This window comes from Microbispora hainanensis, assembly GCF_006874475.1.
In the GTDB taxonomy this organism is placed as follows: Bacteria; Actinomycetota; Actinomycetes; order Streptosporangiales; family Streptosporangiaceae; genus Microbispora; species Microbispora hainanensis.
Genome location: NZ_VIRM01000022.1, coordinates 42,734 through 57,368, shown reverse-complemented (window position 1 = coordinate 57,368; position 14,635 = coordinate 42,734). Strand labels below are relative to the sequence as shown.

The 14,635-nt window shown below is 67.4% G+C and carries 15 protein-coding genes; 11 read left to right on the top strand and 4 right to left on the bottom strand.

What is annotated here, in order from left to right; all coding sequences use genetic code 11:
- Positions 1–49 precede the first annotated feature (49 nt).
- Positions 50–1,228, bottom strand: coding sequence for an adenylyltransferase/sulfurtransferase MoeZ (gene moeZ, locus FLX08_RS19130; RefSeq protein ID WP_142620239.1), 1,179 nt, complete (start codon positions 1,226–1,228; stop codon positions 50–52).
- 129 nt (positions 1,229–1,357) lie between these two features.
- Positions 1,358–2,272, bottom strand: a complete 915-nt coding sequence (locus FLX08_RS19125) for an alpha/beta fold hydrolase (RefSeq protein ID WP_142620238.1) — start codon at positions 2,270–2,272, stop codon at positions 1,358–1,360.
- 391 nt (positions 2,273–2,663) lie between these two features.
- On the opposite strand from FLX08_RS19125, the gene FLX08_RS19120 reads away from it, so the two are divergent.
- From FLX08_RS19120 to FLX08_RS19095, 6 genes are all read left to right on the top strand, one after another.
- On the top strand, positions 2,664–3,260 hold the full coding sequence (locus tag FLX08_RS19120; protein ID WP_142620237.1) for a hypothetical protein: 597 nt from the start codon (positions 2,664–2,666) through the stop codon (positions 3,258–3,260).
- A 400-nt stretch (positions 3,261–3,660) separates the two neighbouring features.
- Entirely contained in the window at positions 3,661–4,278 is a 618-nt protein-coding gene (locus tag FLX08_RS19115; RefSeq protein WP_142620236.1) for a hypothetical protein, read from the top strand.
- Between the two features lie 683 nt (positions 4,279–4,961).
- A complete protein-coding gene (locus FLX08_RS19110; RefSeq protein ID WP_142620235.1) occupies positions 4,962–5,408 on the top strand; it encodes a hypothetical protein in 447 nt (148 codons plus the stop codon).
- An 820-nt stretch (positions 5,409–6,228) separates the two neighbouring features.
- Complete coding sequence (locus FLX08_RS19105) at positions 6,229–6,762, top strand: hypothetical protein (RefSeq protein WP_142620234.1); 534 nt, start codon at positions 6,229–6,231, stop codon at positions 6,760–6,762.
- 785 nt (positions 6,763–7,547) lie between these two features.
- The gene (locus FLX08_RS19100; protein WP_142620233.1) at positions 7,548–8,090 is read left to right on the top strand and encodes a hypothetical protein; all 543 of its coding nucleotides are present in this window, start codon (positions 7,548–7,550) and stop codon (positions 8,088–8,090) included.
- 703 nt (positions 8,091–8,793) lie between these two features.
- On the top strand, positions 8,794–9,096 hold the full coding sequence (locus FLX08_RS19095; RefSeq protein ID WP_142620232.1) for a hypothetical protein: 303 nt from the start codon (positions 8,794–8,796) through the stop codon (positions 9,094–9,096).
- A 233-nt stretch (positions 9,097–9,329) separates the two neighbouring features.
- On the opposite strand, the gene ku is transcribed toward FLX08_RS19095, so the two are convergent.
- Positions 9,330–10,220: a non-homologous end joining protein Ku gene (gene ku / locus FLX08_RS19090; RefSeq protein WP_142620231.1), complete on the bottom strand. Its 891-nt coding sequence runs from the start codon at positions 10,218–10,220 to the stop codon at positions 9,330–9,332.
- A 104-nt stretch (positions 10,221–10,324) separates the two neighbouring features.
- Here ku and ligD (FLX08_RS19085) point away from each other — a divergent pair, with 104 nt between their 5' ends.
- The 5 genes from ligD (FLX08_RS19085) to FLX08_RS19065 all read left to right on the top strand — a co-directional run bounded on the left by ligD (FLX08_RS19085) (position 10,325) and on the right by FLX08_RS19065 (position 13,416).
- Positions 10,325–11,254, top strand: coding sequence for a non-homologous end-joining DNA ligase (gene ligD, locus FLX08_RS19085; RefSeq protein WP_244312745.1), 930 nt, complete (start codon positions 10,325–10,327; stop codon positions 11,252–11,254).
- Entirely contained in the window at positions 11,251–12,132 is an 882-nt protein-coding gene (ligD, locus tag FLX08_RS19080) for a non-homologous end-joining DNA ligase (protein WP_142620229.1), read from the top strand. Before ligD (FLX08_RS19085) ends, ligD (FLX08_RS19080) begins: the two co-directional genes overlap by 4 nt.
- Positions 12,133–12,198: 66 nt before the next feature.
- Positions 12,199–12,399 carry a hypothetical protein gene (locus FLX08_RS19075; RefSeq protein WP_142620228.1) on the top strand — a complete coding sequence of 67 codons (201 nt, stop codon included), beginning with the start codon at positions 12,199–12,201 and terminating at the stop codon, positions 12,397–12,399.
- A 72-nt stretch (positions 12,400–12,471) separates the two neighbouring features.
- Positions 12,472–13,092, top strand: coding sequence for a TetR/AcrR family transcriptional regulator (locus FLX08_RS19070; RefSeq protein ID WP_142620227.1), 621 nt, complete (start codon positions 12,472–12,474; stop codon positions 13,090–13,092).
- Positions 13,093–13,185: 93 nt separating this feature from the next.
- Positions 13,186–13,416 carry a DUF3107 domain-containing protein gene (locus FLX08_RS19065; protein ID WP_142620226.1) on the top strand — a complete coding sequence of 77 codons (231 nt, stop codon included), beginning with the start codon at positions 13,186–13,188 and terminating at the stop codon, positions 13,414–13,416.
- 454 nt (positions 13,417–13,870) lie between these two features.
- Here FLX08_RS19065 and FLX08_RS19060 read toward each other — a convergent pair whose 3' ends face one another.
- A complete protein-coding gene (locus tag FLX08_RS19060; RefSeq protein ID WP_142620225.1) occupies positions 13,871–14,530 on the bottom strand; it encodes a ferritin-like fold-containing protein in 660 nt (219 codons plus the stop codon).
- Between the last annotated feature and the right edge of the window lie 105 nt (positions 14,531–14,635).

The window sequence follows — 14,635 nt, the reverse complement described above, 5'->3', positions numbered from 1 at the left end:
CGACGGCCGCCGCCTCGGCGTGAGGCGGCGGCCGCCGGTCGTTCGCGTGTCAGTAGGTCGGCAGGCTGGGGTCGACCGTCTTGATCCAGCTCAGCACGCCGCCGCCCACGTGGACGGCGTCGGAGAAGCCGGCGTTCTTGAGCACCGCGAGCACCTCGGCCGAGCGGGCGCCCGACTTGCAGTGCAGCACGATCTTCTTGTCCTGCGGCAGCGTCTCCAGCGCGGAGCCGTTCAGGAACTCGCCCTTGGGGATCAGCACGGCGCCCGGGATGTTGACGATCTCGTACTCGTTCGGCTCGCGGACATCGATGATCATGATGTCCTCGCCCCGCTCGCGCATCGCCTCCAGCTCGGCCGCGGTGATCGTGCTGCCCGCGGCGGCCTGCTGCGCCTCGTCGGAGAGCGTGCCGCAGAACGCCTCGTAGTCGATCAGCTCGGTGATCGAGGGGTTCTTGCCGCACAGCGGGCACTCGGGGTCCTTGCGGACCTTCACGTCGCGATACTTCATCTCGAGCGCGTCGTAGATCATCAGACGGCCGACGAGCGGCTCCCCGATGCCGGTGATGACCTTGATGGCCTCGTTCACCTGGACGGAGCCGATCGACGCGCACAGCACGCCGAGCACGCCGCCCTCGGCGCAGCTCGGGACCATGCCCGGCGGCGGGGGCTCGGGGTAGAGGCAGCGGTAGCACGGGCCGTGCTCGGCCCAGAAGACGCTCGCCTGCCCGTCGAACCGGTAGATGGACCCCCACACGTACGGCTTGCCGAGCAGCACGGCCGCGTCGTTGACCATGTAGCGGGTGGCGAAGTTGTCCGTGCCGTCCACGATGAGGTCATAGCCGGAGAAGATGTCCATCACGTTGTCGGTCGTGAGAGCGACGTTGTGGATGACGACATTGACCAGCGGGTTGATCTCACGCACGCTGGCGGCTGCGGACTCGGCCTTCAGGCGGCCCACGTCGGACTGCCCGTGGATCACCTGGCGCTGGAGGTTCGACTCGTCGACGACGTCGAAGTCGACGATGCCGAGCGTCCCGACCCCGGCCGCGGCCAGGTAGAGCAGCGCGGGAGAGCCCAGGCCGCCCGCGCCCACACACAGCACCTTGGCGTTCTTGAGGCGCTTCTGACCCGCCATGCCCACGTCAGGGATGATCAGATGGCGCGAGTAGCGGCGCACCTCGTCAACCGTCAGCTCTGCTGCCGGTTCTACCAGCGGTGGCAACGACACAGTCCCACTCCTGCTCTCCGTGTCCCGTTTTCGTGCCAATGGTCGCGCTCGGCTCCATGGGCCCAACACAAGCTCTTCTCACAACTTAACCGGGGTGGCCCCGCATTCCCCAATCAAGGCATTCCCCGATCACGCTGTTCGGCGCAGGGGCGTTCTCGTGTAGGCCATAAGGCGGCGCGACTCGCGGGCCACGAGCTCGGGATACTCCATCTGGGCCACGTGACCGGCGTGCGGGAGCGTGATCAGGCGCACGTCGCGGAAGACCCGTCCGGCACGGTGCGCCATGCGGGCGTGGACCAGCCGGTCGCGCAGGCCGTACACGACGAGGGTGGGCGCGGTGACCCGCGCGGCCTGCCGCCAGAGGTTGCCGGAGCCCAGGCGGAAATACTCGCGGACGATCGCGCGGGCGCAGCCGACCATGGCCGCCCCCGCGTGCGGCAGGCCGTCGCGGCGGCGCACCTCCTCTATCGCCTCGCGCAGCCGCTCCGGGTGGACCCGCCCGGCGTCGCCGTAACACATGCCGAGGGTCGCCTGGACGCGCCGCTCCGGCGGCAGCGCGGCGATCCACCGGACGGCCAGCTCGCCCAGGCGCGGGGTGGCCGACATGGCGATCCTGGCCGGGCCGTACCTCGGCAGCAGGTCGGGCAGTGCCGGCGACACCAGCGTCAGCGACCTGACGAGGTCGGGCCGCGTGGCCGCGATCCGCACCGAGACCGCGCCGCCCATGGAATTGCCGAACAGGTGGACGGGCCCCTCCACCACGGACTCGACCAGCCGGACCACCGCCCTGGCGTGGGCGGCGACCGAATAGTCGCCGTCGGCGGGCTCCGGGGAGTGCCCAGCCCCGGGCAGGTCGACGGCGATCCCCCGCGCCTCGCCGGCGAGCTCGCCCATCAGGTCGGTCCAGTCCCTCGCCGAGCCCGCCAGGCCGTGCACATATACAGCGGTCTCGGGCGGCCCCTCCGGGGTCGTCCGCACATGGATGCGCGTGTCCCCTGCCTCGATAAGCCGGCCGGGCCACGCTGGAATCGGCTCGACACCCACGCGTCCTCCCCTGTTCGCTTCGCGTTTCTCGACCATAACCCCGCCCGTACGCCGCCTCGGGCGGCCCTCCCGCTACCCGGGACGCGGGATCGACCACCCGGGCTCGCCCCGGCCAGCGAGAGCGACATAGGGCCAATATCACCCTCATTCGGACATTTCGAAATGCGGATACCAATCGCAATTCGGACCAAAGCCGCCCTATCGGTGTCAACGATGCCAATAAAGCGATAAGTGAATGGCAAAAGCCGCCGACCGCCGTTTGTCACTCCGACGGTGAGGAAAACAAGACAATGCAGGGATGATCCACCAAGGGTCATCAGTAAGGGCATTTTCCGAACGACTTGGAAAACGCCGGAGTGTCGGGGCAACAATCCTTCAAGGAGGACATGAAATGCCCAAGTTCAACAACCTGGTCGGGATCCTCGCGATCAGCGCCGCGCTCACCGGCGGCGCCGTCACCCTGGGTACCGCTGTGGCCGCCACCAGCGCGAACGCCGCCACCGTCATGGGCGGCTACGTGGGCGGCGGCGGTGGCTACTACCCCGTGAACTACAACCGCAACCGCAATGCGCAGCGCCAGAAGAACAAGGGTGCGAACGCCAACAAGAACAAGAACAAGAACAAGACGAAGCAGTGGCAGCACGAGCGGCAGAACCAGGCGCAGAACCAGTTCCTGCTGCGTGACTTCACGCTCGTCCTCACGCCGTTCCAGAAGACGGACACCGACGCGCGTGCGCTTCCGTACAACTGGCAGTACGGCAGCACGCAGTCGTACCCGTACACGCGCACGAACAGCTACAGCGACCAGTTCAACAACCCGCGTCAGGACCAGGACTCGCTGGCCCAGCCGGACACCAACACGGCCACCGAGGTCAACCCGCGCGTGAAGAAGAAGGACATCGACGCGGACATCGACGTGGACCTGGAGAAGGAGAAGAAGGGTCACGGCGGCTTCAGCCGTGGCGAGGGTCCGATCATCGAGCGCTGACGCACTTCGCACGAGCGGCCTCGGCGAGCGTCCCGCACGGCGGGCGACGCGGCAGCCGACGGCCACCCGTACTCGTGACCGGCGGCCTCACCTGAGCCGGAAACCGCGAGCGACGGGAGACACACGCGAGCGACGGAGCGGCGGACACCGCCCGGCTGGACGGACGGCGACCGGACGACCGTGAGACACGGCGCCGGCACCACCCGTCCGCCGCTCCGTCGGCGGGTGAACGAGCAGTCGAAAGAGCGGAGCACCGGCGGCGCTTTCGAGGAGAGGACAGCCGGTGCCAGGCGAACGCATCGCGCCGCGTCACAAACGACGGCGCCGAACTCACTACCACCCGCCCTGGTCCCTCACGGGGCCGGGCCGGGGTTGCGATATTCAGAGGAGAAACACCCAGATGTCCGTGTTGAAGAACATCGCCGGGGCCCTCGCCCTCGGCACCGCGCTGAGCGGCGCGGCCATCGTGCTCGGTGGCGTCACCGCCGGCACGGCCAGCGCCACCACTGTCATGGGCGGGTACGTCCCGGCTCCGTCCGGCGGTGTCCGCTACGTCCGGCCCAGCTACAACCGCAACTACAACACCAACAAGCAGCGCCAGGGGCAGAAGGGCAAGAACAAGAACAAGAATAAGAACAAGAACAAGAACCACGAGTGGCAGCACCTGCGTCAGTCGGAGAACCAGAGCCAGTTCCTGCTGCGTGACTTCACGCTCGTTCTGACGCCGTTCCAGAAGTCGTCGAACGGCTCGGCCGCGGTTCCTTACAACTCGCAGTACTCGCAGAACTCCACGGTCCCGTACACGAACACGAGCGACTACAACCAGCTGCACAACCGGCCGTGGCAGGACCAGGACTCGCAGGCCGAGCCGCGCACGAACACGGCCACCCAGGTCAACCCTGAGGCCAAGACCAAGGATGTCGACCTCGACGTCGACGCCGACATCCAGAAGGACGATGGCAAGCGGAAGCACGCGCCGCATCAGTGGACTGAGCCGTCGCTCACGCCCATCCCCTGATTCTCAGCGTCCATCCCGTGGCCGCGCCGACCGGCCACACTGAACGGTAACGCTGAGCGGTCACGCTGAGCCCTGGGCCGCCGGCCCGGGTGCCGGATGAATGTGGATGAATGTGCCCGTGCTCGCCGAGGCGTGGAGTCACGCCCTCTCGCGAGCACGGGCACTCGCCGTCTCCCCCCGCTTCCCGGTTGGTCATCGGGGCCGGCCTTCCTCGGCCGCCCGCGGACGCGTTCTCAACCGGATCCGCCAGTCTCTGGGGCATGACCGCTGGGGCCGTCCCTCCTGCCGGCTCACTCCATGCCCTCTCGAAACGCTCCTCGAAGCGCCCGCCGAAGCGCCTGTCGACATGCCGTCCCCTCGAACGCGCCATGCGAGACCGCGCGTCCCTCCCCGCCACTCCCACCGTCCTGCCACCGCGCCCCCGCCACCGCTTCCGCACGCACGGCGCCCCGACATTGAAATCGGACATTGTGGGACAAGTCGCCCCTTTTGTCTCCAATTCGTTCCATAGCCTGCTAATAGCTGATCAAAAGCCATAGAGGCGTGTTTGTCGGGCGATGCTGCCGGACATCAACGTATCGCAGGAACCCGGCCCACGGGGGCCATAGAGATATTTCTCTCGAATCACCAGCGAGAAATATCGAAGGATGCGGGGATTTCCAATTCTTTCAAGGGGGACAGCAATGCCTACGTTCAAGAACGTTCTCGCCGGACTCGCCCTGGGCACCGCGATCGCCGGTGGCGCGATCGCCATGAGCGCCACAGCCGCGAGCGCCGGCACCGGAGACTGCTTCGGTCTCGGCGGCATGCCCTGCAACAACAACACCTTCGTTCCCTTCAACTGCAACAACAACAACAACTGGTGCAACAACCAGAACAACAACTGGTGCAACAACCAGAACAACAACTTCTGGAACAACCAGAACTTCAACAACCAGAGCGCGTTCAGCGACAACCTCGACAGCGACTCCAACTTCGCGATCGTCGGCCCCTGCGCCACGATCGCCTTCAGCGACAGCACCAACCGTGACAGCAACTTCTTCAACAACAGCTGGTTCAACAACAACTCCTGGTTCAACAACAACCAGAACAACAACTGGTGCAACAACAACAACAACTTCTGCAACTGACGAGGCGGGGGGCCGGCAACGGTCCGCGAGACGACCGCGCCGTTCGGAATCCCGGCAGGTGAAGGGGTGACGTGAACGGCCGGCCGCACCGTCCTCCACAGCCTTGACAGGAGAACGGCGCCCTAGGCGCAGTCACGTTCCCGTGGCGTCGAAAGCTCCGTGAGCACTCCCCGCTCCGGGAACGGCCGTTCGATGGAGCAGAGACAAGGGCTCCGGCGAGACTCTCGCCGGAGCCCTGACCTTTTCCCCGCACCACGCGTCCCCGCACCACGGGCCCAGGAGCCCGAGGCCACAGATTCGCGAACGATTCCGGACGGCCGCCTTCCCTGGCAGCCACCTCCGGCCTGCTCCATCCGGGCAGCCACCTCATGGGCAGCCAGAGGCCCTCCCGTCGCCTCTCGCGGCCGGCCTGGACGGCCACAGTCCTACAGCGGCGGCATACCGCGGACGACGCCCACACCGCCACAGGCACTCATGCCGGCCACCAGCGCTCGGGCCGGACAGCAGCGCCCGGGCCCGGCAGCAGCGCTCGGGCCGGCCATCACCGCTTCCCTCTCCGAGCCGAGCTCCGGCGACGGTGAACGCCCTCGCAAAATCGGTCAATCGAGACATTTCCCTCTTAATTTATCTAAGTCAGTTCATAAGATTCTAACTAGTGATCAAAAGGCTTAGATGGCCGTTTGTGGGGCCAGCACGCTGGAAATCATGACAGCACAGGAAGTTAGGGCTCAATTAAGAGCCCGAAGGACATCTCTCCTAATCAAGAGAAATGCCCTAAAACAAATTCAGGGACACTGAATCCTGTCAAGGGGGACAACGCATGTCCAAGCTCCACAAGATCATCGCTGGTCTCGCGCTCAGCACCACCGCTGTCGGCGGTGCGCTCGCTCTGGCCGCCGGTGCCGCCGGCGCCGCGACCAGGACCGGCGACGTCGACCGCCCCATCGCCCGGGGCGGCCTGGCCAACGGTGTCGACGACAGCACGGGCGGCATCGCCCAGGGCAACAGGGGCGTCGGCGACAACGGTGATCTGGGGAACGGCTTCCCTGTCTTCGTCAGTCCGAACAACAACAACGACAACTTCGAACGGAACGACCGCAACCAGAACTTCAACCAGGGCGACAACAGCAACTGGTGGGACAACCAGAGCTTCTGGAACCAGGGGGCGTTCGCCGACCGGCGCGACGACTTCTCCGGCTTCGGGCTCGTGGCGAAGGACGTTGCGATCGGCTTCCAGGACAAGACGAACAAGGACAACACCTGGTTCAACAACAACTGGTGGAACAACAACAACTGGTGGAACAACAACGACGACAACTGGTGGAACCACAACAACAACGACCGGGTGAACTGAGAAGGCAGGTCCAGCGGCTCCTGCGAGACGATCGCGCCGTTCCGACCAGGTGACGGATCCGGAGAACCTCTCATGGGGCATCCGACTCCGGCACACGGACTGGCGCCGTTGAGTGCAGAGACACGTTCTCCGAACGGCCGGCCGCTCGCTCACCGAGCGACGGCGGCCTGAACGGGAACGGCCGTCAATCCTCCTACAGTTACAACCAAGGGCTCCGGCGGGAAGGTTCCGCCGGAGCCCTGCTCTTTTCTACGCCCGCAGCATCGCCACCGCGCTCTCCCCGCGCCCCCGCGCATGCCCTCCGCCCGCGCTCTCCCCGCGCCCCCGCCCATGCCCTCCGCCCGCGCTCACCCCCGCGCCTTCCCTCAGCGCCCTTCGTCCGTGCCCTTCCTCCGTGCTCTCCCTCCGTGCTCTCCCTCCGTGCTCTCCCTCAGCGCTCTCCTCTGTGCTCTCCTCCGGCGCTCCCCTCAGCGGCGGCCTTTCCCGGAGCACGATTCGCGGCCGCTCCCGGAACCCTCGTCGGCGCGAGCTCCACACCAGGGGTGCAAATCGTACCTATCCCTACATAAGGCGCATTATCCATCGAATCAATCCTATACGCAGCTAATCATTAACTAAAAGCAGCAGGCGTCAGTTTGTCGGACCGCCCGGCAGGAAATCACCACTAGCGTCGGAAGCAAGGCTCAATAAGAGCCACGAAGGAATTCCCGCCCACTGCAGGCGGACGGGAAATGCCGATAGACGCAGGGCAATTCGAAATCGAATCCTGTCAGGGAGGAACAATAATGCCCAAGCTCAAGAAGATCTTCGCAGGGCTCGCGCTCAGCACCGCGGTCGTCGGCGGAGCCGTCGCCATGGGCGCCACGGCCGCCAGCGCCGACGACAACCCCTTCTTCTTCAAGAAGAGCGACCGCCCCGTCGCCAAGGAGGGCGCGGCCAACGGCGTCGACGACAGCACGGGCGGCATCGCCCAGGACAACAAGAAGGGTGACGGCTTCTTCCCGCAGACGTTCACCCCGAACACCACGCAGGAGCGCAACGACCGCAACCACAACATCAACGACCGCAACCAGAACAACTGGTGGGACACCAACAACTGGTGGGGCCAGAACTTCTACAAGGACGACAAGTCGGGGCACGACGCCTTCGGCCTCGTCGCCAAGGATGTCGCGTTCGGCTTCCAGGAGAAGGACGACCGCGCATTCAACTGGCTCAACAACAACTGGTACGCCGACCAGAACTGGTGGGACCACAACAACAACGACTGGTGGAACCGCAACGACCGCGAGCACAACAACGAGAACAACAACAACGGCGACCACGCCTGATCCGATGGCGTGACGCCTCGCGCGACACCGCGCTATCCGGTCGGGTGACAGGAGCCGGTGGGCGGTCCCGCCCACGAGTGCCTCTCCGCCAGCTGCCGGGGGCGACGGCGCGGGTAAGTGCAGCCGGGTGCGTCCAGTGCATCTCCACGCCGAGCGCCGGGGAGCCTGGAAGCACCTTCCACCAGATGGCATGACACAAGGGCTCCGGCGAGATCCTCGCCGGAGCCCTGACCTTTTCCCCCACAGATCCCGCGCAGATCCCCCCACCACTCCCCGGCACCGCCGAACCCCGCTCATCCCCCACCGATCCCCCGCCGCAGAACCCCGCTCATCCCCCCGCCCAGCCCCCACGGATCCCGACCCGCCACCGCCTCATGTGCCGTCCCGGGCGACCGGGATTCACGGGCCGAAGCGAACGAGAACGTGGGATTGAGGAACACCACGGCGGGGAACCGCCACCTGCCCTACCCCTGATGCCGCACGGACACGTCAGACCTGAACGTCGATCAGGTCAGCGGTCCCCTAACCTGGGACGGCGCGCCACAACGCGGGCTCAAATTCCCACCGGCTCAGTTTGCCGCTAGGCCACATCGGCAATTAAGACGCCACGGGCGATGACCGGACATACAGGACATCGCCTGACATTTCCGACAGTCACCGGGAATGTCGCACTCGGGCACTCCATCCTTCGAGGAGGACCTCAATGCCCAAATTCCGCAACGTCATCACCGGTCTGGCCGTCAGCACCGTAATGGCCGGCGGCGCGCTCGCCCTGAGCACCACCACCGCTCACGCGTCGACCTCCGGCACCCCGACGATCAGCAGCAACTGGGGCCACGGCAAGGGCCACTGCGGGCGTCACGGACGCGGCTGCCGTAACACGGCGGTCAACCGCAACGACTTCCGCTTCTTCAAGTACGAAAAGGAGAAGAAGGTCAACCGGAAGAACGTGGCCTTCGCATCCGGTGACGCCGTCATCGAGATCGACGGCGACGACGACGACTGACACTGACGGGTGACACCCACTCGTACGGGGCCGTCGGCGCGACGCCGCGGTGTCCGGGCCCGCCCTGATCACGCCTCCGCCACCTTCGTGGCGATCGGGCGGCGGTGAACGGGCGGCCGAGAGCTCGCGGCCCTGTACGGATCGCCCACTTCCGTACCGTGAAGAAAGCCCCGGCGGAAACCGCCCGCCGGGGCCCTCCGAGCAGAACCGACAGAACCCGACAGCGGGACCGCTCAGGCGGAGCGGCGGGTCTTCCGCTTCTTGGGCACCTTCTCCTCCTCATCCGCGCCGTCCGACGCGGCCTTGGCCTTGGCGGCTCTGCCGGTCGGCTTGGCCTGGGCGGCACCCTGGCGCTCCCGCTTGGCCGCCTCCACACTGGCCCGCAGCGCGGCCATGAGGTCGACGGCCGGCCCGGGTTCGGCCGGGGCCTCGGGGGCGACGATTTCCTTGCCCGCCACCTTGGCCTCGATGACCTCCTGCAGCGCCTCCCGGTAGGCGTCCTTGTATTCGGTGGGATCGAAGTCCGCCACCATCGTCTCGATCAAGGACTCGGCCATCTTCAGTTCCTGGGGCCGTACGTCGATGTCCTCCTCCAGGAACGCGAAGTCGGGCTTGCGGATCTCGTCGGGCCAGAGCATGGTCTCCAGCACGAAGACGCCGTCGCGGACGCGGAGGGCGGCCAGCGACTCGCGCTGCCGCAGCGCGACCTTCACGACCGCCACCTGGCCCGACCGCTCCAGGGCGTCCCGCAACAGCACGTACGGCTTGGCGCCCTGCCCTTCCGGCTCCAGGTAGTAGGACTTGGCGAAGTAGATGGGGTCGATCTGGTCGGCGGGGGTGAACTGCAGCACGTCGATCCTACGGGAGGTGGTCAACGGCAGGCCGGCGAAGTCCTCTTCGGTCAGCACCACCATCTCGCCGGTCGGGAGCTCGTACCCCTTCGCGATGTCCGAGTAGGGCACCTCCTCGCCGTCGATCGAGCAGACCCTCTTGTATTTGATCCTTCCGCCGTCCTTGCGGTGCACCTGGTGGAACGTGACGTCCTTCTGTTCGGTCGCGGAGTAGAGCTTCACCGGGATGGTGACAAGACCGAACGAGATCGCGCCTTTCCAGATGCTGCGCATGGCCACATTCTCGTCTCTGTGTTCGAACGACGCTATGGTGGGATTCAAGGGAGTTACCTCATGGGCAGGTACCCACTATGGCGGTGCCGTATCCGATCGAGCCGATGCTTGCCATCCCAGGAGAAATCCCCTCCGACCCCGGTGCGTACGCGCTGGAGGTGAAGTGGGACGGCATCCGCGCGCTCGCGTACGTCGACGGCGGCGTGCGGGTCAGCGGGCGGCACGGCGCCGACTTCACCTCCCGATATCCCGAGATCTCCGCCGCCATGGCCCCGCTCGCCGGGCGCAGGGCGGTCGTCGACGGCGAGGTGGTGGCCTTCGACTCCGAGGGCCGGCCCAGCTTCTCCCGGCTGCAAAGACGCATGCACGTCACCGATCCGGCCGGGGCCCACCTGCTCGGCCGGCTGCCGGTCTCCTATCTGCCCTTCGACCTGCTCCATCTCGACGGGCACACGCTGCTCGACCTGCCCTACCTGGACCGGCGGGCGCTGCTCGACTCGCTCGGCCTGGGCGCGCCGCCCTACCTCCCCTGCGAACCGGCGGTGCTGGAGGCGACCAGGCGGCAGGGGCTGGAGGGCGTGGTCGCCAAGCGCCTCGACTCCCCCTATCGGCCGGGGCGCAGGGCGGAGTGGTGGATCAAGGTCAAGAACCTGCGCACCGCCGAGGTGGTCGTCGGCGGCTGGCGCCCGGGCAAGGGCCGCCGTGCGGGCGGCGTCGGCTCGCTCCTGCTCGGCGTGTACGCCGGGTCCTCGCCGGCCGAGTTCCTCTTCGTCGGCCACGTGGGCACCGGGTTCACCGACGCGATGCTCGGCGACCTCCTCCGCCTGATTGAGCCGCTCGAGATCGGGCAGAGCCCCTTCTCTGACGGGCTTCCGAGGGAGATCTCCCGGAACGCCCGGTGGGTCAGGCCCGAACTGGCCGGCGAGGTGGCGTTCACCATGTGGACCCGTGACGGCCGGCTGCGCAACCCCGTCTGGCGGGGCCTGCGCACCGACAAGATCCCCGCGGAGGTGCGGCGGGAGGAGCTGCGATGACGGAGAAGGTGCGGGTGAACGTGGAGGGCCGCCTGCTTGTCCTGACCAACCTGGACAAAATCCTCTATCCCGACGCCGCGTTCACCAAGGCCGAGGTGATCGACTACTACACCCGGATCGCACCGGTCCTGCTGCCGCACCTCAAGGGGCGCCCACTCACCGTCAAGCGTTATCCGAACGGCGTCGACGGCCAGTTCTTCTTCGAGAAGAACGCCCCCGAGCACACGCCCGACTGGGTCCGTACGGTGACCCTGCCCGCGCCGGGCAGCACGAAGAACCGCGAGGAGATCGAGTTCGCGGTCGTGGACGACCTGCCGACCCTGGTCTACTACGCCAACCTGGCCGCCCTGGAGATACACGTGCCGATGTGGCGGGTGGACAAGGACGGCAAGCCGCAGCCGCCCGACACGCTCGTCTTCGACCTCGACCCCGGCGCCCCCGCCACGATCGTCGACTGCTGCCGGGTCGCCGTCCTGCTGCGGCGGGCCCTGGCCGGCGACGGCCTGGAGAGCTTCCCCAAGACCAGCGGCCAGAAGGGCATGCAGCTCTACGTCCCCTGGGACCGGGGCCCGGACACCTCCGGCTACGCCAAGGCGCTCGCGCGCCGGATGCAGGCCGAGCATCCGTTCGTGACGAGCGTGATGGCGAAGAAGGAGCGGCCGGGCAAGGTTTTCATCGACTGGAGCCAGAACAACCCGGCCAAGACGACGATCGCGCCCTACTCGCTGCGCGCCGCCAGGCGGCCGACCGTGTCCACGCCCCTGCTGTGGGAGGAGGTCGAGGCGTGCGACAGCCCCGACCTGCTGGTGTTCACCGCGCCCGACGTGCTGAAGCGCGTGGAGAAACACGGCGACCTGTTCGCACCCCTCACCGCGTAGTTGCGCCGCCGCCCTGGCCGTAGTGTGGACCTGTCGCAGCCGACCGTCGAACGGAAGGACAAGCAGATGCCTGAGATGGACCCCCTCGACGATACGGCCGAGGAGATCTCGATCGAGGCGCCGGAGGCCGACGCGGTCGAGCAGCACCAGCTCGTCAAGGTGGTCGAAGACAGGCGCTGGCCCGAGCACGTCCCGTTCGACGCCGACCCGGCCGACGTGGCCGAGCAGGAGCGTACGGTCGACCTCGACGACGACGACTATCGCTGATCCGATTTACCGACACGTAGGATGAGGCCGCGGGGCGGGAGCCCCCGATGCGCATCTTGCAAGGAGACTGCCGTGACCGCTACCCCGGACGCCAAGCCCCGGGGCACCCGGCTACCCCGGATGGCCCGCCGCCGCCAGTTGCTGAGCGCGGCGCAGGAAGTGTTCGTGGAGAACGGCTACCACGCGGCGGCGATGGACGAGATCGCCGAGCGGGCCGGTGTGAGCAAGCCGGTGCTCTACCAGCACTTCCCGGGCAAGCTGGAGCTGTACCTCGCGCTGCTCGACCTGCACGTCGACGACATGGTGAGCCGGTGCCGTCAGGCGCTCGAGTCCACCACCGACAACAAGCAGCGGGTGCAGGCCGCCATCGGCGCCTTCTTCGACTTCGTCTCCAGCCAGGGCGAGGCGTTCCGGCTCGTCTTCGAATCCGACCTGCGGAACGTCGCGCCCGTACGGCAGCGGATGGAGCGTTCGCTGCACGAGAGCGCCGAGGCGATCAGCCGGGTGATCCAGGAGGACACCGGCTGCTCCAGCGACGAGGCGCACCTGCTCGGCGTCGGCCTGGTCGGCATGGCCGAGGTGAGCGCGCGCTACTGGCTGAGCAGCCACGGCTCGATCCCCAAGGAGGCGGCGACCCAGCTGATGGCGCGCCTCGCCTGGCGCGGGATCAGCGGTTTCCCGCGCACCGGCTGACGGAATCATGTTCGCTTCGCGCGATCACGGAGCCGGTCGTTCCCTGAGGCGGCGACGATGGGTAGGGACCAGCCCTCGTGAAAGGGGAGCCCGATGGAAATAAAGATCGGCGTGCAGTCGGTGCACCGTGAGCTCGTCGTGGAGACCGACCTGTCGGCCGAGCAGATAGAGGAGGAACTCCGCAAGGCGCTCGCCTCCGAAAAGGGCATCTTCTCTCTCACCGACACCACGGGCCGCCGTGTGGTCGTCCCCGTGGCCTCGCTCGGCTTCGTCGAGATCGGCGAGGACGAATCGCGTCCCGTCGGCTTCGGCGGAACGCTCTAGGCGCCTCCGTTATCACCGCCGGCCTGCCGGGACGGCGCGCGCTTACCCCGCGCGCCGTCCCTGCGGCCGACGATGATTCCACTCGGGATCGGGTGCCTGCGGGGTCAGGAGCGTCCGTAACCGCATCCGCGGGGACGGCGAGTCAGATCCGCATGATGGGGATCCCGCCTCCCGCTGATCGTCGGACAGCCCGCGCTTCCTCTCCGCAACACCGCACGCGGAGTCCAGGGGTTCGGCCCACATCTCGTCAAGGAAGTGCCGTAGCGGCGCGAGGCCCTCATGCTCGCACCGTACATCCGTTTGGCACGTGCGCGACCCATGAACGCCGGACCGGCCGATGCCCGCGACGGGCTCCCCGCCCTGCCGATCGCCGCCGTTTCGGGATTCCGGCCAGGTCAGGGGGATCGCGGGCACGAAGCCCCGCACCGGCGACCCCCGCGCGAACCCATCAAGATCACGGCCCGGGGGTGAGGCCGAGCGCGGCCATCCGCTTGCCGTGCTCCTCGGTCAGCCTGGCGAACATCCGCCCGATCTCCGCCAGGTTCTCCCCCTCCTCGCCCACCAGCAGCGCGGCGAGCTGCGGCCGGGCGGCGGCGAGCCGCTGGCCCTGGCTCAGCGCCTCGCCGACCATGCGGCGCGCCCACAGCGCGAGGCGGCCGCACAGCCGCGGGTCGGCCTCCAGCGCGGCGCGCACCCGCTCCACCGCGAACTCCGCGCGGCTCTCGTCGGCCAGCACCTCGTCGACCAGGGCGCTGATCGAGGGAGTGGTGTGCCGCGCCGCCTCGCGGTAGAAGTCGCCCGCGATCCCCACGCCGACGTACGCCTTGATCAGCGCCTCGTACCAGTCCTTCGGCCTGGTCTGGGCGTGCCAGGCGTCGATCGCCTCCACGAAGGGGGCCATGGCCTCCTCCGGATCGACGCCGAGCGAGGCCAGCCGGTCCCGCAGCACCCGGAAGTGCCCGTACTCGGTCGCGGCCACGTCCCCGAGGGCGGCCCTGTCGTTCAGCGTCGGAGCCAGCAGGGCGGCGTCCTCGGCCAGCCGGAGGAAGGCGGTGAGCTCGGCGTACGCGAGGACGCCGAGCAGGTCCACAATCCCGGGAGAGGAATCACTCATGGGTGCAGCGTACGGCTCCGCGGCTTTCCCGCCGGAGCCCTCGCCCGTGACCGGCTCAGCAAGAGCTTTTAGCGAGAAGACGCAGAAATCGGTTCCGTGTTGTGG

Excerpts from the sequence above, each read along its gene's own strand:
- FLX08_RS19075 (WP_142620228.1), top strand. The coding sequence starts at position 12,199 with ATGCCTGAGATGGACCCCCTCGACGATACGGCCGAGGAGATCTCGATC.
- FLX08_RS19110 (WP_142620235.1), top strand. The coding sequence starts at position 4,962 with ATGCCTACGTTCAAGAACGTTCTCGCCGGACTCGCCCTGGGCACCGCG.
- ligD (WP_244312745.1), top strand. The coding sequence starts at position 10,325 with ATGCTTGCCATCCCAGGAGAAATCCCCTCCGACCCCGGTGCGTACGCG.
- ku (WP_142620231.1), bottom strand. The coding sequence starts at position 10,220 with ATGCGCAGCATCTGGAAAGGCGCGATCTCGTTCGGTCTTGTCACCATC.
- FLX08_RS19060 (WP_142620225.1), bottom strand. The coding sequence starts at position 14,530 with ATGAGTGATTCCTCTCCCGGGATTGTGGACCTGCTCGGCGTCCTCGCG.
- FLX08_RS19095 (WP_142620232.1), top strand. The coding sequence starts at position 8,794 with ATGCCCAAATTCCGCAACGTCATCACCGGTCTGGCCGTCAGCACCGTA.
- FLX08_RS19115 (WP_142620236.1), top strand. The coding sequence starts at position 3,661 with ATGTCCGTGTTGAAGAACATCGCCGGGGCCCTCGCCCTCGGCACCGCG.
- FLX08_RS19100 (WP_142620233.1), top strand. The coding sequence starts at position 7,548 with ATGCCCAAGCTCAAGAAGATCTTCGCAGGGCTCGCGCTCAGCACCGCG.
- FLX08_RS19065 (WP_142620226.1), top strand. The coding sequence starts at position 13,186 with ATGGAAATAAAGATCGGCGTGCAGTCGGTGCACCGTGAGCTCGTCGTG.
- FLX08_RS19120 (WP_142620237.1), top strand. The coding sequence starts at position 2,664 with ATGCCCAAGTTCAACAACCTGGTCGGGATCCTCGCGATCAGCGCCGCG.
- ligD (WP_142620229.1), top strand. The coding sequence starts at position 11,251 with ATGACGGAGAAGGTGCGGGTGAACGTGGAGGGCCGCCTGCTTGTCCTG.
- FLX08_RS19105 (WP_142620234.1), top strand. The coding sequence starts at position 6,229 with ATGTCCAAGCTCCACAAGATCATCGCTGGTCTCGCGCTCAGCACCACC.